Here is a 21014-nt window from a genome sequence, read left to right as displayed (position 1 = left end):
TACCGATATTATTAAAAAGAGCAAAGAGGAGAGATCAACAAATTGATTGATGGAGCTTGATTTGGACGCTACATTCCCCCTTGATTCTTTTTACTTTTCACTTTTTCCATCATCTAAAGGCTTACCAGCCTCCGCCTCCACCGCCTCCGCCACCTCCGCCGGAGAATCCGCCACCTCCAGAACCAGAGCTACTGCTACTGGAATTTGAAGATGATGGTTGTGTAGAAGTAGACTGAATGGAGTTGGTAAGGCTTGAATTTAATGCACTGGCAAAAGCATATTGATTCAATGTAGAACCAGCATACCATGTATTATTATAGTCTGTAGACATTCTGCTCATGATCTGTTCAAATTTTTTTCCCCAAATATCATCAACCCCCAAAATCATGGCGTAAGGCAATAAGGTTTCAAAAACCTGTGGTGTAATTTGAGGAGGATTGTGAAATTTCAACTGCTCATTTTCGGCAGCGCCCATGTACATTTTAAATCCGTCAATCAGAGATTTTTTTCTCAACTTTTCTTCGCTTGGCCTTTTAACCAAATATTGAAAAATAATTAAAGACATAAATGCAATCGCAAGAAAAACATAACAGAAAATAAAATTATTATTCTCGTAATTTCCATAGTTTACGGCAGCAAAACCACCCAATCCGATGATGGTAAACATTGGTAAAGGAGCAAATACCCACCAAAACATTTTTCTGACAATAAAGGTGAAGATGATAAATGCGATGAGTAAAACGACATAAAATACTCCTCCCGCTACCAGAAATATAGGATCTGAAGATATCGAGAGACTTACAAATAATCCTATAACGTAAATAATGGAGATCAGGAAAAATGGCAACAGTAATTTTTTTCGGTTATTTCCGTCATTCAAAAGCTTATCATGTTGAAATGATAATGATGAGCGAAAACCATTTACTGCATTTTCTACTTTGTAATTATAATTCCCGTCAAATTTAATAGAAGACTGTGCGTTTATAAATAAACTATTCATCAAACCAATTTCTTCCACAGGTAAACTCTGATCGGGTTCTTTCAACTTCTGAATTGTAAAAACTTTACTTTTAAAAACCCCGAAAACTCCTGAACTTTCGCTTTCGATAATTTTAATATATCCTTTTACGGCAAGATTTACCAAAGCCGCAGTTAAGAAATTATTTCTGAAACTTTCATTCTGAATATATCCCATGGAACCTGGAGACATATTATCCGGAGCATTAAATTGCGGATAAATAACAGGAGTCGCTGGATCTACACCATATTTTTGCCATGTTCTGAAAAAATAAGCAAACAATCCAAATAATAGAATCGCAAAAACTGATAAAAGTCCGTATTGTTCTAAAAATTCGGGCGGCGGTGGAGGAACCATTATTCCTTTTTTGAATCCGACAGCGATAGTCAGTCCTTCCGAAGGATATAACTTTGAAGCGCCCCATTCTATGGAAGTATCCGACAAAACTTTCGCATTACAATTTTGAGAATTACTTCCCGAACTTCCTGTATAACAAGAATTTTGCAAAATATTGGCGCCCGCCGGAAGATTTACTTTTGCTGAAATAGTATCAACATCAAAATTCCAGGCATTTCCGTTGACATTCCAATAGAGTTCATCATAGTTATTAAAAAAGCCGATCTGGTTTTTCGTTTCATACTTTATTTCATAAGCGTAGTTTCCAACCTCAAGAATCACATCTTTATTTCCAACATATATTTCAAGATTATCACCATTGGTTTCTGTATGATAATTTTCTGTTTCACCATTTTTTGTGATAGAAATAATATCGTAGGTAACTTTTTGCTTCTTATTATTCAGATTTCTGCTTAAAGGCAATGTGCGGAAAATCCCTCTTTTAATTTCATTTCCGGTACTGTAAACATTAATTTTTTCAGTAATTGTAAGCCCTGAATTTTTATTAACATCAATATCAGAATGAAACGAAGTTATTCTTTCCTTTTCATAATCAACACTTACCGCTTCAGAAGAATTTAGATCATCTTCAATATGCTGCTGAGCAAAGGTAAATGCAAAAAATAAGAGGTAAAAAAGCAATAAAAATTTCTTCATTGCCTAAAATTTTACCGTTGGAACTTCTCTTTCAGCAACATTTTGAAGTTCGAAGAAAGGAGATTTTTCAAACTTATACATATTGGCGATAATATTGCTTGGGAAAGATTCAACCGCTGTATTGTTTTCACGAACGGTTCCGTTATAATATCTTCTTGATTTTTCAATATCGTTTTCGATGGAAGTAAGTTCGGCCTGTAATTGCTGGAAATTAGTATTTGCTTTTAGATCAGGATATTGTTCGGCAACCGCGAATAAATTCATCATTGCCTGATTCAGATTTTTTTCTGCCGCTTCTTTTGCTTCCACAGAATTAGCACCTAACGCCAGATTTCTTGCTCTGGTCACATTTTCCAACGTTTCTTTTTCGTGAGTAGCATACCCTTTTACCGTTTCTACCAAGTTTGGAATAAGGTCATGACGCTTTTTCAACATCACATCAATACTGCTCCAGCCTTCCTGAACAAGGTTTCTGAGTCTTACCAATTTGTTGTACACCGAAACTCCGTAAAGAAGAAAAATGACAACCAAAGCGATTACAATAATTAAAATCATCATAGTTTTAAATTTTTTAATGTTACTTAAAAATAAGTCTTTTTTCTATAACACAAACAAAAGGATGCTCAAAATGAACATCCTTTTCGTAATTAAAACTATATGAATCTCGCTTAAGAGTATTTTCTACAGAGATATTCTACCGTAGTACTCAAAAGTTTATTGTTTTCCAGATAATATTCTAATTTTTGAAAATCATCTGAGTTTACATTAATATATAACTGTACCGAACCAAAACTATTTCCGTTTACATATTCCACATTAGCCGACAACACTCTGTGACATATCCCGAATTTATTGTAAATAGTATTCATCAAATGTTCGAATTTCATCTTCCCATTCAACTCTATTTCCAAGATCAATTCTTTTTTCGGCAGGTTTACTTTCGTTTGTAAATACTGCAGGTTTGGATTAGGTGTAATCATAACTAAACATTATTTTTTGGTTAAACATCGTTGATTTAAGTATTACTAAGTCTCAAATCTTTGACAAAAATATAAAAAATTATTAGTCCACCAAATTAGTAGACTAATAATTTTTAATTTTAACATAAAAAAAGAGAAGTTTATCAACCTCTCTTCGTTTTTATAACTCTTTTATTCTATTTAATTTATCCGAAGCTGCCAAACCATTTGGATTGCAACCTAACTCACCTTCAGGCACTTTAAGATTTTTCTTGTGGTAAAATTCCTCCCAAAATTCGTTTGTTTTTCCGGTTTTTGGATCAATGAACGTCATTGGTTCCAATTTAAAAATATGATCTTGTCGAAAAGCCCTTTCAATATAATCTGAACAGTAATAGGAATTTTCATCTAAAATATAATTGAAGTTGTAAGGTTTTCCCAACATTGTTTCCGCTTTTTGAATCGCTTGAGGAATTGTCTCTTGATATTCCGGTTTCAAACGATAAATAACGACTCTTTGTCCGTCATTGGCTTGATCTTTCAGAAAATCCAGCAAGTTTTGTTTTTGAGAACCTCCTTTTGGAGCCGCATGAAGAACGAAAATACCTTCTTTATTTTTTTCTAAAATTCCGACATGATCAAAGGAAACATTTTTCTGCTTTTGGGTTACATTATTAATTGCTCCTGAAAGTCCACTTTGTTTGGCGGTGACAAATAATAAATCTCCGTTTTTCAAATCTGAATATACATTTGCTTTACATCCGAAAAGAAAAAAGCAAGAGATAATTGATAAAATCAGAAATATTTTACTTTTTAATAGTACTTTCATAACATTTAATCCAATCTTCAATCGTCATTCTTTTACACACTTCCGCAATTAATTCAAAAGGAATATCATCCATTTTTTTGAACCGAACACAAGATTTCCCCATATCTAATTTTCTTTTGGAATATTTTGGAAATTCGGCAACAAACCAATCCAGCAGATCGGGTTTTGCATACATTCCCATGTGATAAAACGCAATGAAATTTTTCTGAGAAGCCAGCGCCATAAAAGGAAGCGGTGAACCCGGCGTGCAATGATAACCTGCTGGGTAAACTTCTAAAGGAACCGCCCAGCCAATCATCCCATAGCTGATATTTTCCTGAAAACCTTTCGGTAAATTATCATTAATCGTGTTGAAAAATTTCCCAAAAACTTCCTGTCTTTCTTCAGGAATCTTGGAAATATAATCTTCTACTGATGTTGCCGGAATTTGCATTTTAAATGAATTTTAAACTTTTCAAAATAACAAAATTTATCATTAATAATGATTCAAAATATTCGATTTAAATAAAAAAAACAGTTACAAATTGCATGTAACTGTTCTGATAGAAGTTTATATAAAACTAAAAATTATTGTTTAATTGCTTTTGTTGTCAATTGAGATCCGTCTTTGAATTTCAAGGTTACTAAATACAATCCTGAATTTAAGAATCTTAAATCAATTTCTTTTGAAGGATTATCAATTGTTCTTACCGTTCTTCCTGTTACATCATTAATGGTAACTGAAGTCACTTTATCAATTTCAGAAATGTACAACACATCTTTGAATGGATTCGGGTGAATTGCCAAATTTTTCTTATTCGCATTTACTTCAGACGTTGCCAGCTGAGAAGCTTCCCAATAAATATCATCCCAATAATAAGATTTACCATCGTTGGCACTTCTGATTGCCAATCTTGCACCAAAAGGAACAGATGAAGGAACTTGCACTGTATATTCTGAATTGGACGCATAAGATGTATTAGCAATAGATAAAGTTTGCAAGGCAACGAATGTACTAGCATCTGTAGCATTTGTTACATATCCTACAATAAGTGATCCCGGAGCTCCGCTGCTTACTCTTGCTTTAAACCTTAACTGATTTCCACCTGAGCTAATATTACTAAATTCAGGAAGCACAACATATGTTGGAGTAGCCGAAGCTAAGGTGTATTGATAAATATTTCTAATACCAGATGCCGGGCTTGTAGCTGTAATGGTCTGAGAACCTGTTCCAGCTATTCTATTCCAACAAGTAGGAACTATGGATCCTGTATTATATGATTCAAAATTTTCAAATAATGAAGATACTGCTCCACAAGCAGTTTTGAAGGTTCCTGAAAAAGACCAAGAACTTTGGCTTGTTCCCGGGCTGCAATTACTTCTTACCCAATAATAGTAGTTTGTATTAGCATTTAAATTATCTAAAACTCTTGAAGTACCCACAACTCCTGAAATAGTAGCTGCCGCGCCCATTGCCGGAGCCGTATTGGTTGTACTGTAATAAATATCATAACTTACTGCTGTTGCTGAATTAGCCGTCCACGAAACCTGAGCAGAACTAGAGGTAATAGAAGCTACAGGTTGTAACGTTGGCGCTACGCAATCTGAATATACATCGGCTGAGAATGCAAAAATGTTTGAAATTCCTGTTCCAGTCCCAACTTTAGTAATGGCAACACTTTGAATAGGTTTTGTTTGGTTTGCGGCATCAATATTTAATGCAGCCTGATATAACCTAGGCTCGGTTGTGCTGGATTCCAACACATCATTTCCTCTATTAATCCTTCCAATTCCCTGAATCGCAAAGTTGGCACCATAATACCAATCAGATACTGCTTGGTTAGAAAATGTTTGTGAAGTTCCATCTGTAAAATTAACCACAATGTCCACACTTGATGCCCCACTACCGCTTGTGGAAAGCATATATAGCTTAAAAGCAGGCTTTGGTGTTGTAAAATTCAATGTTCCTGATTGTCCTATAGTAGATAATCTTAAGGAATTATTCGCACTCAGATCTCCCATCTGAAAACTTAAACCCGGTGTACTTGCTACAACAGAATTAATGATACCGTCTGAAGGAATACCATACGTAATAGGCGTATTAGTTGCCGTAGCTTGAAAACCTCTCGCTACAAAAGCAAAAGAAACACCGTCAACATCCGTAGATGTACTAATAGAAGATGAACCTACACCGTTTGCAATTACATCTGCAGTATAACCAGATTGTACAGGCATGGTTTGAAAGTTTTGTGCCGAAAGAATTGATGCACAAAAAAGAGCCGCAATATTAGCAACTCCAAAAAATAGATTTAATTTCATATTACCTAATATTATTGATGTAAATTTAGTAAAAAAACAATACAAAAATATTTTTATTAAAAATTCAATAAACAAAATTAAAAATGATTCAAATTTTACATTAAAAATTAAAGAATTAACGAATGGTAAAATGGTATCAATTAACATTAATTAATAAAAATTAAAGCCAAAATAAATATTTCACCAATCATACCATCAATTTTACACATCTGGTCTAATATTTTCTTATTGAGAAATTAAATCTTATTTTTGTCATACAAATTTTTGAACAATGCCGAATATTTCAAACAGAGCACAACACATGCCGCCATCGCCGGTAAGAAAACTGGTTCCTTTCGCTATCAAAGCAAAGCAAAAAGGAATGAAAGTATATCACCTTAATATCGGGCAACCAGATATTGAAACTCCGGAAACGGCACTTAATGCTTTAAAAAATATTGATTTAAAAGTATTGGAATACGCTCTTTCTGAAGGAAATATAGAATACAGAAAAGCACTTACAGAATATTATCATTCTTTAGATTTTACAGATCTTACACCAGATAATTTCATTGTAACCAACGGAGGTTCTGAGGCTTTGAATTTTGCCATTTCCACGTTATGTGATGATGGTGATGAGGTGATTATTCCTGAACCTTATTATGCGAATTATAACGGATTTACAAGTACTTTCAATGTAAACGTTGTAGCCGTTCCTTCTACGATTGAAACAGGTTTTGCACTTCCTCCGATTGAAGAATTTGAGAAAAAAATTACTGCAAAAACAAGAGCAATTGTAATTTGTAATCCAGGAAACCCGACAGGATATCTTTACACACGTGAAGAGCTTCAGAAATTAGCAGAAATTGCTTTAAAATATGATATCGTAGTTATTTCTGATGAAGTGTACAGAGAATATGTATATGATGGGAAACAGCAGATCTCTATGCTTGCGTTTCCTGAACTAAGCGAAAATTGCATCATTATCGATTCAGAATCAAAACGTTACTCTATGTGTGGCGTAAGAATCGGATGTTTAATCACTCGTTCTAAAAAAATCCACGATGCGGCAATGCTTTTTGCTCAGGCAAGATTAAGTCCGGTACTTTTAGGACAAATTGCAGCAACGGCAGCTCACCAGAATGATGGTGCTTATATCAGAGCCGTAAGAGAAGAATATACACACAGAAGAAATGTTTTGGTGGATGAATTAAATGCCATTCCAGGCGTTATTTGCCCTAAACCAAAAGGCGCTTTCTATTGTGTTGCCGAACTTCCGGTAGATGATACTGAAAAATTCGCACAATGGTTGTTGGAAAGCTACACCAATAATAATGAAACCATTATGGTTGCCCCTGCAGGAGGATTTTACAGCGATCCTGAACTGGGTAAAAAGCAGGTAAGAATTGCATATGTTCTTAAAGAAGAAGATTTAAGAAGAAGCGTTGCGATTTTGAAAGATGCTTTAAAGCAATATAAATTAGAATTCAACCTTTAATTTAAAATATACATGTCAGCAATAAAAAATCTCAGTTTGAAAAATCTTTTTCCGACATTTTTATTGCTGATATTTTTTTCCTGTGAACAGAAAAAAGAAATTTCGCTAAAGGCAGAAACTTCCAATGAAATTACTTTTATGGGTTTTTCAAAAGTTGGCGGAAAAGGCGGAAATTACAAAACCGTAAAAATTACAAAAGATTCTATTAAATTAGAACAAGGCAGCACAGCCACACAAAAACATCAAAAATGGGCTTCAAATATCAACAATGAAGACTGGAAAAATCTAACCTCATCTTTTGACACCGCTACTTTAGACAAAATAAAAAGTTCTGAAAGCATACAGGCACAAGATGGAATGGATGAAACTTTCCAGATTAAAACTTCAAAAAAATCCCATGTGTATGTAAATTCTTATAATGACAGCATTCATTACAAGCAATTTGAAAAATTTAAATCTCAACTAGATAAAATTCTTCCAAAAGAATACAAATAACAATAATGCAAGAAAATTTTTCACTTCAGCCTTTCAACACTTTTGGTGTGGAAGCGTATGCAAAATATTTCATCGAAGTTCAAAATATAGATGAGTTGAAAGAAGCAATTAACTTCTCTAAAACTCAAAATCTTCCTCTTCTATTTTTAGGCGGCGGAAGTAATATTTTGTTAACTCAAAATTTTGACGGACTTGCTATTAAATTGAATTTAAAAGGTATTACTGAAGAGTTTATCGGTGAAAACAAAGTTTGGCTGACTGCAAAAGCAGGTGAAAACTGGCATGAATTTGTTCTATTCTGTTTAAGTAAAAACTATGGGGGATTGGAAAATCTTTCATTAATTCCCGGAAATGTAGGGACTTCGCCAATGCAAAATATTGGCGCGTACGGAACAGAAATTAAAGATGTTTTTGTTAGCTGCAAAGTATTTGATCTTGAAAATCTTGAAGTTAAAAATTTTAATCTTGAAGAATGTAAATTCGGATACAGAGATTCTATTTTCAAACAGGAAGGAAAAGGGCGATATGTGATTTTGGAAGTTACTTTTAAATTAACCACCGAACATCATCATATCAAAACCGAATATGGTGCCATAAAATCTGAATTGGAAAATTTAGGAATTGAAAATCCGACGATTCAGGATGTTTCGAAAGCGGTGATTAATATCAGGCAAAGCAAACTTCCGGATCCAAAAGAAATCGGGAATGCAGGAAGTTTCTTTAAAAATCCGACAATTCCTTTAAGTCAATTTGAAGAATTACGAGAAAAATTCCCAACCATTCAAGGTTATCCGAATGGAGATTTCGTAAAAGTTCCTGCCGGCTGGTTGATCGAGCAATCTGGCTGGAAAGGCAAGCAAATCGGAAACGTAGCTTCTCATAAATTACAGGCTTTGGTTATCATCAACGCAACCGGAAATGCCACCGGAAAAGAAATCTTCGATTTTTCAACTGAAATCATTAATTCCGTAAAAGAAAAGTACGGTATTGAGCTGGAAAGAGAGGTGAATATTATATAATTTTTAAGAGATATTATGTAAATTTTTCACAAAGTATTTTCTGATTTTTATCAACTATTTTGATTTATTCTAAATAAAATTATACTTTTGCAGTGCTTTTATTTAGAACAAAGAAGAATGATCAAACACTTATCAGTTGCTGTTTTATTGTTGGGAGGAACTCAACTTGCTTACGCTCAGGAAGACAGATCGCAACTGAACATTACCGTTCAGGACGAAAACAATAAAGCGCTTGAAGGTGCTACTGTAACTATAGATAACTCTACTTTAACGACTGATAATAATGGTAATATTACCATTTATCTGCCTTCGGGAAAACACCGTATCAAAATAATTCATACGAATTATCAGGAAAGAGAGATCAATTTTAACTCCACAAATCAGCAGGTTTTTACATTCCGTCTGCAGCCGATTGATAAATTGGAAGAAGTGGTAATTTTTTCAAAAGAAGGAAAAGGTTTAACCACAAAATCGGTGATCGACAGGCAGGCCATGCAGCATTTGCAGCCTTCCAGTTTTTCAGACTTAATGGAACTTATTCCTGGAGGATTATCAAAAGCGCCTGTTTTAAATTCTACAAACAGAGTTTTTCTTCGTGAAAACCCGAATGATTTAGTGGCTAACGAATATAAAACTTCTTCACTCGGCGTACAGTTTATGGTTGATGACAATATCATTAATTCTAATGCTGATATGCAGATGTCGATAGATAATTCTCAATTTGGCTATTCTCCAAGATCTAGAGAAACTGCTTATTCCGGAGTTGATATGCGAACGATTTCTACAAATGATATTGAAAAGGTAGAGATTATTCGAGGTATCCCATCAGCTTCTTACGGAGATTTAACTTCAGGATTAATTAAGATCGAACGTAAAATTGGGCAGACACCTCTTCAGGCAAGATTCAAAGCGGATGGTTTCAGTAAACAATATTATGTTGGGAAAGGTTTTAAAATCAACAATAAATGGCAATTAAGTGCCAGTGTAGATTTTTTAGATTCAAAAGCAACACCAACCGATGATTTTGAAAATTATCAACGTATTACAGCTTCTCTTCGTTCTAAGAAGATTTCAACCCTTTTGGGAAAAACATTAGAATGGAGATCAAATATTGATTTTTCGACCAATATCGATAAAAAGAAGGAAGATCCAGACAACGGAACTGCCAATATTGACACCTACGAATCGAACAATAAAAAGATAAGTTTTGCAAATAACTTTATTTATCATTTAGACAAAACTTCATTTTTTAATAAAGTTACTCTAAACACGTCTATTCGTGCCGGATTTGAAAAAATTGAACAAAGAAAACTTGTTCAATTATCTGGCCCGCGTTCTTTTTCTTTAGCTTACGAACAAGGTGAAAATGTAGGTTTTTTTCCTCAGCTACGATACATTACAGATTTTTCTACGCAAGGAAAACCTTTAGATATTAATGCTCTTTTCCAGCTCAACGGAATTAAAAAAACAGGAGGAATTATCCACAATTATGAAGCCGGAATAGATTGGAGATATTCTAAAAATAACGGAGCGGGATTGGTGTATGATATGCTTACTCCGCCTTCTGCAAGTAATGTTTTAACACGACCTAGATCTTTTAACGATATTCCTGCTTCCAATTTATTAGCAGCTTTTGCAGGAGATCAAATGAGCTACGCGATTAACCAGCATAAGTTTACTTTATATGCAGGGGTAAGGCTTTCGCACAACTTGGGAATCGATAATTCTTACGCCATCAGCAAGAAGGTTTTTACCGAGCCAAGGTTGAATTTACAATATAGTTTGCCTCATTTAATGATTAATAATTTTCCTTTAAAAACGGATGTCACATTAGGATATGGTTTGTTTTACAAGCAGCCGACTTTATTGATGCTTTATCCCAACAAAGATTATTGGGATTACACCCAGCTGAATTATTATCATAATAATGCACAATATCGTTATGTAAACTTTATGACTTACGTTCAACCAAGAGAAAATAAAGATATTGAGGCCGCAAAAAGTGTTAAAAAAGAAATCCGATTAGATTTAAGTTACAGAAATCATGATTTCTTCATCACTTATTTTAAAGAAGATATGACGAATGGTTTTCGTGTAATGAAGAATTCTGTTGTACATACGTATAAGCAATATGATGCTACGCAGGTTGATATTAATGAATGGACAGCCAACGGGCCGGATTTAACGAATGTACCTTACACCATGAAAAATAATTTCGCAATTTATGAAACAACTGAAAATGGTAGCGCGACATTAAAACAAGGGATTGAATTTGGTTATACATCTCCGAGGATTAAAGCGATTAATACAAGATTTACGCTTACCGGAGCCTATTTTAAAACCCAATTAAGAAATACAATTCCTATAATCTATAAACCAACGGTTTCCATAGGAACAGATCCATATCCTTATTACGGAATATATCAAAACGATTATGGGTATGTGAATTCTAATATGAATTACAACTTTTTGATTGATACTTACATTCCAAGTCTTGATTTAATTGTTTCCGCCTCTGTGCAGGGAAGTTTGTTTGATCACAGAAAAAACGATCAGCGAATTGCCGAGCCTCTTTCATATTACGGAATAGATGGTGTGGTTCATCCTTTCACCGATGCCGACAGAACGGATCTTTACAAGCAATGGTTGGTAAGAAACGTTTCTACATCAGATAACCTTCCTACTTTGTATACTTTCACGTTGACAGGAAACATCAAAGTAACCAAAAGCATTTATAAAGCATTGAAAACCTCTCTGTTTGTTAACCGACTTTTCAATTATAGCGCTCCGTATACTTTCAATAATGTAAAGGTTTACAGAAGAAGAGCGAATACGCCATACTTCGGAATGGAATTAAACTACAATTTTTAATAATATATAACAATAAGGAAATAACATGAAAAAAAGAGTTTTATTATTAAGTTTAGCAGCAATGATGGCCACTACATTTACTGTGACCTCATGCTCGAGCGACGATTTTGGAGCAGAAACTGTTCAAAACGGAGTATTAACATTATCTTTTTCCGGAGAGAATATCAATTCATATCAAACTTTAGACATCCAGATTACAGAAATCAATACTGGAAAAATTATTACTAAACAAATTCAAAATACCAACTCCATTTCTATAGAAGTTCCTTACGGATCTTATAAAATCTATGTAAACGGGCAGGTAATCACGAATGTAACAGAAGTTGCTGGAGCAGGAGGTTCTGCCAATGCAGACATTACAACGTTGGCTACGAATGTAAATGTACCTTTATATTTCAAATCCTATCATGATGATTTTATTATCGAAGAAGTATTTTTTACAGGAATTAAAACTGCTGATAACAAAAACTATAATTCAGGACGATATTTTAAACTGACGAATAATACAGATAAAGATTTGTATGCAGATGGTTTAATCATTGGTCAGTCAGAATTCCTTACCACAGATGATAAAAATCCGACTCCATACGATGTAACTCAGAAATTTCCTGTGAAAGGAGTAATGGTTTTACCAGGAACCGGAAATCAATATGTAGTAAAACCAGGAGATTTCATCGTAATTGCAGACAATGCGATTAACCATAAAGAAAACACAAGTACAGGATACGATTTACACAATGCGAATTTTGAATTCCCTTCTACAAATCCGGCTTTAGGACAAGTGGATAACCCTTCGGTTCCGAATGCTAAAGTTATTTATACCCAAATGACTTACAATATGTTTTTCCTGCACAACAGAGGGTTTGAAAGTTATGTAATTGCGCGTTTCCCTGCAGGAGAAAATGAAACAACTTTCCTACAAAATAATAAGTATGATTATAGTTATATTAACAGTGCCGGAACTGTAACTTCGAAAAGTGCTTACGCTATCCCAAATTCATGGATTGTGGATGGTGAAAATAATAGTATTCCTACGAAATTCATTCATACATTAACTTCTGCAAGCATTGATGCAGGATGGACTTCTGCCGGAACAGTAGATAATGATGCTACACGTTACGGAAAATCGGTAAGACGTAAAGTAATTGGTAAACTGGCTAACGGCTTACCTGCTTATTCTGATACTAATAATTCTACAACAGATTTTATAAAAGATTCTCAACCGAGCTTGAAAGATGGTATTACGCATCCAAACTAAGCCTGTTTGGTATTTCTATTACAATACATTATGCTACATAAAAAAACATCTCTCTATTTATTATTGCTAAGCTTAGGTACTTTTTCCGTTAAAGCTCAAGACAGTCTTACTCTATTTAAGACCATCAATAATCAATATAATATAGAGCGAAATTTAAAAGCAAACTATTACTATAATCCGGCTTCTATGTCGGGTTATAGTTCTACTTCCTTCTCAGAATTCGGAGTGGGCTATCATAGTGAAAACAGAAAAATATTTCGCCAACAATTTGGAGATAGTGACAAAGGCCTGACTGTAGAAGCAAAATCTTTTCAAAAGTTAAAACCCAATCGTTTTGTTTGGGGAAATGCAAACTATCAAAGTATAAAAACAGGAGCCATTAAATGGAACGAAACATTAGATTATGACCGTGTTGCTCCGTATTCATCTGCAGATTCTCTTGGAGGAAAATTAAATATTGAACGTTACCAATTCGCGGGAGGATATTTACAAAAATTCAACCGTTGGTCTGTTGCTGGGCAAATAAGTTATTTGGCTCAACAAGGCTATCGTTCAAGAGATCCTCGATTACAAAGCACCACTTCAGATTTAAGAATTAATGCTGGGATTAATTATAATGTATTTAGAGAATACGAGGTAGGAGTTTTTGGAGAATTCAGCAAATACACACAAAATGCTTCTATCGTTTTTCAAAGTGACTTAGGAAGACCTTTTGTTTATCAGATGGTGGGGTTAGGTTTTTCCAACAGTCTTTTCAATGGAGGTACCAATCCTAATTACACGTATGAAGAGTTAGGCGCGAAAGGTGGCATACAGATTTCCAATAAAGGCGGGAAAGATTTTTATCTTCAGGCAAGCGTAGGACGAGCCAATAATATTAAAAGTTACAAAGGTTCAGGAAATACTTTTTATGATCTTTCCGATTTGGTAGACGAAAATTTTCAGGTGGAAGGCGCCAAATTTTTTAATTTTAATGAAAAACATCGTATTGGTCTTTTAGGAAATTTTATTTCTTCTATTAAAACCGGATCAGAATACGGTTATTCACTGAACACGGCAAGTATAACGCAAATTTTCAAGCGAAAGGCTTATCGTAAAGAAAATTACATCACAACCATAAAAGGTTTCTACCAATACAATCAGGATCATTTTTCCGTTACATTGACTCCTTTTTACAGGTATGAAGAAATCAAAGAACGAAGATTATATCCAGATGCAGGACAAAAATTTGAATATTCTTATTTTGGATTAAATGTCGATTACAAACAACAGATCAAAGAAAATCAGGTGTTGACATTCCAGCCTTATTTTTCTAAAAGAGTGGTGAATAAATCGATTAACGCTTTAGCATCAACAGGTACAGCTTCTGTAAATGAATGGATTCTTCAGGATTATCAATTTCAGGCAAGTGATATTTCTACATTTGGAGCTTCTTTAAGATATGATTTTAAGCTTGAAAAACTTCCGGCATTCTTTGTAAACGCGGAATATCAATCACAAAAAATTCAGAAAAAAAATAATAATTTTGTAGGCGCAAGTATCGGGATAACGTTTTAGGAAATGAAAAGAGGAATATATTGGGTTTCGGGAATTATCTTATTGAGTTTATTAAGTTTTACACCAAAAGTGAATCGGGATTTAATGGAAATTCAGGATCCCACGATTGAAGACATTGTAAAAAGTTATAAAAAGGCGATCACAGAATGGCCAAAACCCAATATTGATTATGGTGTGGAATGGAAAGAATTTGCACCCATAAAAATAGATTCCGCTTATTTCAAAGAACAGGATAAACCGAATGTTATGTTGGGGAAAATGCTGTTTTTCGATCCTAAATTATCAAAATCCAATCAAATTTCATGCAGCTCATGCCACGATCCGGAAATGGGCTGGTCAGACAGGAGGCGTGTGGCTTTAGGGAACGATCATCTTTTAGGAGCCCGAAATACGATGTCTTTATTTAATATTTCCGAAAGAACTTCTTTTTTCTGGGACGGAAGGGCAAAAACTCTTGAAGAGCAGGCAGCCGGACCTTTGGGAGCACATCACGAAATGGCGATGGATGTGAAAACATTACCTGCAAAAATTCAGGCAGTAAAAGGTTACAAACAACTTTTCAAAAATGCTTTTGGAGACGATAAAGTAACTTACGACCGAATTGTAAAATCAATTGCAGATTTTCAGAAGACAATTAAAAGTCAACCAAGTCGGTTTGATCGATTTTTGGAAGGAAAGTATAATGCATTAACCGATGAGGAAATTTACGGGATGCATATTTTCCGTACAAAAGCCCGTTGCATGAACTGCCACAGCGGACAATACCTTACCGATGAGTCTTTCCACAATATCGGGATGACGTATTATAAGAGAAAATATGAAGATTTAGGACTCTATGTCATTACCAAGAAGCCAGAAGATGTAGGTAAATTCAAAACCCCTCAATTAAGAGATTTAATGCTTACCCAGCCTTGGATGCATAATGGTTTATTCGATAGCCTTGAAGGTTTGGTAAATATGTACAACAGCGGAATGCACATGATCGATCCAACAGCCGAACAAAAACAACAAGATCCATTATATCCGGTTACAGATCCTTTATTAAAACCTTTAAAATTAACAAAAGAAGAAAAGACAGCATTAGTTTCATTCTTGGAAGCACTTTCGGGTACAAAATACAAAATGAGAAGACCTGAATTTCCAGTTGAGTAATTTAAATTTATCATTAAAAAATAGTTGAACAAAATAACTTGGAAAATTAATTTTAGATTATAAAATCTCTTTAATACAAGCAATTTTATAAACTTTAACATAAAATTATTTCACTAAACATTGAAAGAAAATGAATGAGTTTTCATCATTTTTGAAAGCTTTTCAATATTTTCTTTGAAATTTTATTATTTATTTGTGCGTAAACATTTATTTTTTAAATTTTTACAACGTCCTTTTCTGTCCGAAATTTAACATCTTAAGCTAAGTACTTACATATGAATTAGTTATTTTTGCACAAACTAATTTACATGACTTTTAACGAAGCAATAAGACACAAAAAGCAATTCCTGAAAGACTCAAGCAACTACACACAATCACTTTACCATTGCATCATTACTCCTGCAAACAAAGAGGAACACGATCAATATGTTAGTGAATTCAAAAAATCGCCATCATCATTCATCGATGAAAGCTGTAAAATGTACAGCTCCGATTCGGAATTTAAAGTAATTGTAATGCCTAAAAACCAGATTCCACAGCTTCAAAACGAAGAAGAAGTTGCTATGAATATGGTTGACTAATCTTTTCTACATTCAGAAAAATTCCATACATTTTTATTAATTGTTCATTGATTTAATGCCTTAAAGTCGATAATATTCTTTATTTTTAGACTATAATAATTATTTCAATACAAACACAATATGAAAATTGTTATTCTCGGAGCCGGAAATATGGGGTTATCTTTTTCAAAATCATTTTTGAAATACGAATTGATAAAACCTGAAAACCTACATTTAATTACAAGAAACGAATCCAGATTTTCCAAAATATCAGAAGATTTTCCCAAATCGAAGATCTCAACTTTTGATGATGTTGATGAATTGGATGCAGATTTAATTATCATTGCCGTAAAACCGCAGGATTTTCAATATGCTGCTGAAAATTTTAAGTTTCAGTTAAAGGAAAATCAGATGGTTTTATCGATAATGGCAGGAATAAAAATCGAGAAAATTCAAAAATTATTAAACCATCCTTTGGTGGTAAGAGCGATGCCCAATTCACCAGCCCTTTTAGGAATGGGAATTACTGGTTACACTTCTGCAGAAGGCATTTCTTTCAGTCAGTTAATTAATATCGAAAGATTATTAAACTCAACCGGAAGATCTGTTTATCTTGAAAACGAAGAACTTTTGGATGGAGTCACTGCGCTTTCCGGAAGTGGTCCTGCGTATTTCTATTACATCGTTGATGCCATGATAAAAGCTGGCGTTGAGATGGGAATTGATGAAAATTTGTCTAAACTTTTCGTTAAACAAACAATGTTAGGAGCTTATCATTTAATTAATAATTCGGATAAAAATTTAGAAGAATTAATTAAAGATGTCGCATCAAAAGGCGGAACAACAGAAGCTGCTCTGAAAACTTTTAACGAAAATAATTTTAAAGATATTTTAAAAGAGGGAATTCTGAATGCAGAAAAACGTGCAAAAGAATTGAATGGCTAATTTTTAAACCTCAATAAATTTCTTCTTTTGATGCGGCGTAGGCAAATAACATTTCTGATTTGCCAACTTCATTCTGTTTCTAGAAACTAGATCATATATTTTATCGCTAAAAAATTTAGGGAGTAATTTTCCAATGCCTGAAAGTTTATAAATTCCACCTAATAAATTGGCGATCTGAAGAACGGCACTCGACTTTACAAGATAATATTTATTGGGATTCCACAAATACATAGTGCTGAAATCTGTGGTTTTTAATCCTCTTTCGGATAAAAATTTCTGTCCGAAATCAGATTGGAGAGAGGCAAACATGAATTGATCGTTTTTGTCTCTTTCCAAAATCCATTGTACCCAAAAATTACAGACGCCACATTCGCCGTCGAAAAATACAATATGTTTGTTTTGCCAGTTTTCCTGCATGATTTCTCAGTTTTAAAATACCATTGCTCTTTCCGTTTCCTCTTTCATTTTCTTGAAATATTGAACTAAAATTTTTCGCTGTTCATCGGTCAGCTTTGCATCCTGATGACCTATATAATAAGACTCCAGCGGCATTTCCTTTTTTTCAACCATTTCAATACATTCTTCCAGTTTATGAGCTTGTCTTTTAGGCTCATATACAGCAAAGGTAGAGAAATTTAAATGTTTTCTACCTTCATTAATATGATTTTTTACCAACCAAGAAGAAGGGGCAATATCGGCATACCAAGGATATTTTGTTTCATTAGAATGGCAGTCGTAGCAGGATGTGTTGATGATTTTAGCCACATCAGTCGGAGTTTTCTTAATTTTCAAAAAATCCATCCCGGGAGTAGGAGCAGGATTCGTCTTGTCAATCGGGAAGAACTGAATGATAATAAAAGCGACAAGAACAACAATTAATATTTTTTTCATATCCAAAAATTCATGTTTGTAAACAGATAAAGTTAATTAAATTTTTCGTAATTAAAAACTTTAATAATTATGAAAATATTAACACTGTGTTGAATTATTCTAAATATGAATCTTTTATAATTGTTTTTATTTAATTTAAGATAAAATATTACTATCTTAAGTGCATTGTTAAACTATTTGTGAGTATAACATCACCAAATCAATATTTTAAAACTTATTATAGTTTTTTACTATTGTAAAAATATTTTTGATAGATTGTATTTATTTTAAAACTGTTGTAGGTTTGCCTTGTTATTAAACAGAAAATTTAATTGTAATCAACATAAAAAATTTAAACGACAATGGAAAAAGATTCAAATGATATCAGCAAGTGCCCGTTTCATAATGGGACAATGAAAAAAGAAAATGTTGCCGGCGGAGGTACTAAAAACCTAGACTGGTGGCCCGATCAATTAAGAGTTGACATTCTTCGTCAGCATTCCTCACTTTCAAATCCTATGGATGAAGATTTTAATTACGCAGAAGCATTTAAAAGCCTTGATCTGGAAGCTGTGAAACAAGATCTTCACGCATTAATGACAGATTCTCAGGATTGGTGGCCAGCTGATTTCGGACACTATGGTCCTTTGTTCATTCGTATGGCTTGGCATAGTGCAGGAACGTATAGAGTAGGCGATGGTAGAGGTGGAGCAGGCGCGGGACAACAGCGTTTTGCACCATTAAACAGCTGGCCGGATAATGTAAGTTTGGATAAAGCGAGAAGGCTTTTATGGCCTATCAAGCAAAAATATGGAAGAAATATTTCTTGGGCAGATTTATTGATTTTAACAGGAAATATTGCTTTGGAATCGATGGGATTCAAAACATTTGGTTTTGCCGGAGGTCGTGAAGACGTTTGGGAACCAGATCAGGATGTTTATTGGGGAATGGAAAAAACTTGGCTAGGCGGAGATATTCGTTATGCTCACGGTTCAGAAGGCGTTCCTGGACATGGAGTTTTGCCAAGTGACGATAATGCCGATGGTGATATTCATTCAAGAAATTTAGAAAAACCTTTGGCTGCGGTACAAATGGGACTTATTTATGTAAATCCTGAAGGTCCGGACGGGAATCCTGATCCAATTGCAGCGGCAAAAGATATTCGTGATACCTTCGGAAGAATGGCCATGAACGATGAAGAAACGGTTGCTTTAATTGCCGGAGGACATACTTTCGGTAAAACTCATGGTGCTGGCCCCGCAGATCATGTTGGAAAAGAACCGGAAGCGGCAGGAATCGAAAATCAGGGATTAGGTTGGAGCAGTTCTTATAAATCAGGAAAAGGAACGGATGCCATTTCCAGCGGATTGGAAGTAACTTGGACGGAAACTCCTACAGAATGGAGCAATTATTTCTTTAAAAACCTTTTCGAAAACGAATGGGAATTAACGAAAAGCCCTGCAGGTGCTCATCAGTGGGTAGCGAAAAATGGAGCAGAAATTATTCCTGATGCCTTTGATCCTGCTAAAAAACACAGAGCAACCATGTTGACAACGGATTTATCGTTGAGGTTCGATCCTATCTATGAAAAAATTTCAAGGAAGTTTTATGAAAATCCTGATGCGTTTGCTGATGCTTTTGCAAGAGCTTGGTTTAAACTGACTCACAGAGACATGGGGCCAAGAGCCCGTTATTTAGGTTCTGAAGTTCCGACGGAAGAATTGATCTGGCAGGATCCGATTCCTGAAGTAGATCATGAATTAATCAGCAATTCTGATGTAGAATCTCTTAAATCTAAAATCTTAAATTCAGGATTATCAGTTTCTGAATTGGTTTCAACAGCATGGGCTTCGGCTTCAACATTTAGAGGAAGCGATAAACGTGGAGGTGCAAACGGTGCGAGAATTCGTTTGGCTCCGCAAAGATATTGGGCGGTAAACAATCCGACTCAGCTTCAAAAAGTTTTAAATACTTTAGAAAATATTCAGAAAGAATTTAATGAAAATCAAACAGGAGGTAAAAAAGTTTCAATAGCTGATTTAATCGTTCTTGCTGGAAGTGCAGGTATTGAAAAATCTGCGAAAGATGCTGGACATACTATTATTGTACCTTTCGCACCGGGAAGAACAGACGCTTCTCAGGAGCAGACTGATGTTGAATCGATGGGATATTTGGAACCTGCAGCAGACGGATTTAGAAATTATTTAAAGAAAAAATTTGCTGTTTCTACAGAATCTTTATTAATTGATAAAGCGCAATTGTTGAATCTTACAGCTCCGGAATTAACTGTTTTAGTCGGGGGTATGAGAGCTTTAAATGCAAATTTTGATGGTTCAAATCACGGAATTTTTACTCACCAACCGGGTGTTTTAACGAATGATTTCTTTGTGAATTTATTAGATATGAAAACTCAATGGAAAGCTGCATCTCCAGATAACGAATTGTATGAAGGAACCGACCGCTCAACCGGAGAGAAAAGATGGACGGCAAGCCGCGCAGATTTAGTTTTCGGTTCCAATTCAGAATTGAGAGCAATCGCTGAGGTGTATGCAAGTTCTGATGCTAAAGAAAAGTTTGTAAAAGATTTCGTTTCAGCTTGGGTAAAAGTGATGAATGCCGATCGTTTTGATTTAAAATAAATTTATTAAAATTA

18 protein-coding genes are annotated in these 21014 nt (G+C 34.4%); 10 read left to right on the top strand and 8 right to left on the bottom strand.

All coding sequences use genetic code 11. The features are described 5' to 3' along the window. Window positions 1-121 precede the first annotated feature (121 nt). From OXQ85_RS01520 to OXQ85_RS01495, 6 genes are all read right to left on the bottom strand, one after another. Window positions 122-2071: a DUF2207 domain-containing protein gene (locus OXQ85_RS01520; RefSeq protein WP_267401911.1), complete on the bottom strand. Its 1950-nt coding sequence runs from the start codon at window positions 2069-2071 to the stop codon at window positions 122-124. 3 nt (window positions 2072-2074) lie between these two features. Then, window positions 2075-2629, bottom strand: coding sequence for a LemA family protein (locus OXQ85_RS01515; RefSeq protein ID WP_267401910.1), 555 nt, complete (start codon window positions 2627-2629; stop codon window positions 2075-2077). Between the two features lie 110 nt (window positions 2630-2739). Next, entirely contained in the window at window positions 2740-3051 is a 312-nt protein-coding gene (locus OXQ85_RS01510) for an NIL domain-containing protein (protein WP_267401909.1), read from the bottom strand. A 160-nt stretch (window positions 3052-3211) separates the two neighbouring features. After that, the gene (locus OXQ85_RS01505; RefSeq protein ID WP_267401908.1) at window positions 3212-3859 is read right to left on the bottom strand and encodes a YiiX/YebB-like N1pC/P60 family cysteine hydrolase; all 648 of its coding nucleotides are present in this window, start codon (window positions 3857-3859) and stop codon (window positions 3212-3214) included. Then, the gene (locus OXQ85_RS01500) at window positions 3837-4292 is read right to left on the bottom strand and encodes a DUF1801 domain-containing protein (RefSeq protein ID WP_267401907.1); all 456 of its coding nucleotides are present in this window, start codon (window positions 4290-4292) and stop codon (window positions 3837-3839) included. The genes OXQ85_RS01505 and OXQ85_RS01500 overlap by 23 nt, the downstream gene beginning before the upstream one ends. Window positions 4293-4426: 134 nt before the next feature. Further along, the gene (locus OXQ85_RS01495) at window positions 4427-6157 is read right to left on the bottom strand and encodes a T9SS type A sorting domain-containing protein (RefSeq protein WP_267401906.1); all 1731 of its coding nucleotides are present in this window, start codon (window positions 6155-6157) and stop codon (window positions 4427-4429) included. A gap of 271 nt (window positions 6158-6428) precedes the next feature. On the opposite strand from OXQ85_RS01495, the gene OXQ85_RS01490 reads away from it, so the two are divergent. The 9 genes from OXQ85_RS01490 to proC all read left to right on the top strand — a co-directional run bounded on the left by OXQ85_RS01490 (window position 6429) and on the right by proC (window position 17491). Continuing rightward, the gene (locus OXQ85_RS01490) at window positions 6429-7634 is read left to right on the top strand and encodes a pyridoxal phosphate-dependent aminotransferase (RefSeq protein WP_267401905.1); all 1206 of its coding nucleotides are present in this window, start codon (window positions 6429-6431) and stop codon (window positions 7632-7634) included. A 12-nt stretch (window positions 7635-7646) separates the two neighbouring features. Then, window positions 7647-8129 (top strand): hypothetical protein, encoded by a 483-nt coding sequence (locus tag OXQ85_RS01485; protein WP_267401904.1) that lies wholly within the window; start codon window positions 7647-7649, stop codon window positions 8127-8129. A 5-nt stretch (window positions 8130-8134) separates the two neighbouring features. After that, window positions 8135-9148 (top strand): UDP-N-acetylmuramate dehydrogenase, encoded by a 1014-nt coding sequence (gene murB / locus OXQ85_RS01480; RefSeq protein ID WP_267401903.1) that lies wholly within the window; start codon window positions 8135-8137, stop codon window positions 9146-9148. A gap of 117 nt (window positions 9149-9265) precedes the next feature. Next, window positions 9266-12019, top strand: a complete 2754-nt coding sequence (locus OXQ85_RS01475; protein ID WP_267401902.1) for a TonB-dependent receptor — start codon at window positions 9266-9268, stop codon at window positions 12017-12019. 25 nt (window positions 12020-12044) lie between these two features. Then, window positions 12045-13277 (top strand): DUF4876 domain-containing protein, encoded by a 1233-nt coding sequence (locus OXQ85_RS01470; RefSeq protein WP_267401901.1) that lies wholly within the window; start codon window positions 12045-12047, stop codon window positions 13275-13277. Window positions 13278-13307: 30 nt separating this feature from the next. Continuing rightward, on the top strand, window positions 13308-14834 hold the full coding sequence (locus tag OXQ85_RS01465; protein WP_267401900.1) for a DUF6850 family outer membrane beta-barrel protein: 1527 nt from the start codon (window positions 13308-13310) through the stop codon (window positions 14832-14834). Between the two features lie 3 nt (window positions 14835-14837). Continuing rightward, window positions 14838-15986, top strand: a complete 1149-nt coding sequence (locus OXQ85_RS01460) for a cytochrome c peroxidase (protein WP_267401899.1) — start codon at window positions 14838-14840, stop codon at window positions 15984-15986. A 308-nt stretch (window positions 15987-16294) separates the two neighbouring features. Further along, window positions 16295-16567 carry a hypothetical protein gene (locus OXQ85_RS01455; protein ID WP_267401898.1) on the top strand — a complete coding sequence of 91 codons (273 nt, stop codon included), beginning with the start codon at window positions 16295-16297 and terminating at the stop codon, window positions 16565-16567. Window positions 16568-16687: 120 nt separating this feature from the next. Continuing rightward, the gene (gene proC, locus OXQ85_RS01450; RefSeq protein WP_267401897.1) at window positions 16688-17491 is read left to right on the top strand and encodes a pyrroline-5-carboxylate reductase; all 804 of its coding nucleotides are present in this window, start codon (window positions 16688-16690) and stop codon (window positions 17489-17491) included. A 3-nt stretch (window positions 17492-17494) separates the two neighbouring features. Here the strand turns inward: proC and OXQ85_RS01445 are convergent, their stop codons facing one another. After that, entirely contained in the window at window positions 17495-17908 is a 414-nt protein-coding gene (locus tag OXQ85_RS01445; RefSeq protein ID WP_267401896.1) for a DUF393 domain-containing protein, read from the bottom strand. A 12-nt stretch (window positions 17909-17920) separates the two neighbouring features. After that, window positions 17921-18382: a heme-binding domain-containing protein gene (locus tag OXQ85_RS01440; protein ID WP_267401895.1), complete on the bottom strand. Its 462-nt coding sequence runs from the start codon at window positions 18380-18382 to the stop codon at window positions 17921-17923. A gap of 341 nt (window positions 18383-18723) precedes the next feature. On the opposite strand from OXQ85_RS01440, the gene katG reads away from it, so the two are divergent. After that, on the top strand, window positions 18724-21000 hold the full coding sequence (katG, locus tag OXQ85_RS01435; protein ID WP_267401894.1) for a catalase/peroxidase HPI: 2277 nt from the start codon (window positions 18724-18726) through the stop codon (window positions 20998-21000). Window positions 21001-21014: the final 14 nt, after the last annotated feature.

The sequence above is a fragment of the Chryseobacterium sp. GM_Chr_2 genome, assembly GCF_026540445.1.
Lineage (GTDB): Bacteria > Bacteroidota > Bacteroidia > Flavobacteriales > Weeksellaceae > Chryseobacterium.
This window is presented reverse-complemented; position numbering and strand designations above follow the sequence as displayed.

What these genes read in the sequence shown, in the direction of transcription:
- OXQ85_RS01475 (WP_267401902.1), top strand. Translation starts at nt 9,266, where the DNA reads ATGATCAAACACTTATCAGTTGCTGTTTTATTGTTGGGAGGAACTCAA.
- OXQ85_RS01455 (WP_267401898.1), top strand. Translation starts at nt 16,295, where the DNA reads ATGACTTTTAACGAAGCAATAAGACACAAAAAGCAATTCCTGAAAGAC.
- katG (WP_267401894.1), top strand. Translation starts at nt 18,724, where the DNA reads ATGGAAAAAGATTCAAATGATATCAGCAAGTGCCCGTTTCATAATGGG.
- OXQ85_RS01505 (WP_267401908.1), bottom strand. Translation starts at nt 3,859, where the DNA reads ATGAAAGTACTATTAAAAAGTAAAATATTTCTGATTTTATCAATTATC.
- OXQ85_RS01470 (WP_267401901.1), top strand. Translation starts at nt 12,045, where the DNA reads ATGAAAAAAAGAGTTTTATTATTAAGTTTAGCAGCAATGATGGCCACT.
- OXQ85_RS01485 (WP_267401904.1), top strand. Translation starts at nt 7,647, where the DNA reads ATGTCAGCAATAAAAAATCTCAGTTTGAAAAATCTTTTTCCGACATTT.
- OXQ85_RS01515 (WP_267401910.1), bottom strand. Translation starts at nt 2,629, where the DNA reads ATGATGATTTTAATTATTGTAATCGCTTTGGTTGTCATTTTTCTTCTT.
- murB (WP_267401903.1), top strand. Translation starts at nt 8,135, where the DNA reads ATGCAAGAAAATTTTTCACTTCAGCCTTTCAACACTTTTGGTGTGGAA.
- OXQ85_RS01440 (WP_267401895.1), bottom strand. Translation starts at nt 18,382, where the DNA reads ATGAAAAAAATATTAATTGTTGTTCTTGTCGCTTTTATTATCATTCAG.
- OXQ85_RS01495 (WP_267401906.1), bottom strand. Translation starts at nt 6,157, where the DNA reads ATGAAATTAAATCTATTTTTTGGAGTTGCTAATATTGCGGCTCTTTTT.
- OXQ85_RS01510 (WP_267401909.1), bottom strand. Translation starts at nt 3,051, where the DNA reads ATGATTACACCTAATCCAAACCTGCAGTATTTACAAACGAAAGTAAAC.
- OXQ85_RS01500 (WP_267401907.1), bottom strand. Translation starts at nt 4,292, where the DNA reads ATGCAAATTCCGGCAACATCAGTAGAAGATTATATTTCCAAGATTCCT.
- OXQ85_RS01445 (WP_267401896.1), bottom strand. Translation starts at nt 17,908, where the DNA reads ATGCAGGAAAACTGGCAAAACAAACATATTGTATTTTTCGACGGCGAA.
- OXQ85_RS01490 (WP_267401905.1), top strand. Translation starts at nt 6,429, where the DNA reads ATGCCGAATATTTCAAACAGAGCACAACACATGCCGCCATCGCCGGTA.
- proC (WP_267401897.1), top strand. Translation starts at nt 16,688, where the DNA reads ATGAAAATTGTTATTCTCGGAGCCGGAAATATGGGGTTATCTTTTTCA.
- OXQ85_RS01465 (WP_267401900.1), top strand. Translation starts at nt 13,308, where the DNA reads ATGCTACATAAAAAAACATCTCTCTATTTATTATTGCTAAGCTTAGGT.
- OXQ85_RS01520 (WP_267401911.1), bottom strand. Translation starts at nt 2,071, where the DNA reads ATGAAGAAATTTTTATTGCTTTTTTACCTCTTATTTTTTGCATTTACC.
- OXQ85_RS01460 (WP_267401899.1), top strand. Translation starts at nt 14,838, where the DNA reads ATGAAAAGAGGAATATATTGGGTTTCGGGAATTATCTTATTGAGTTTA.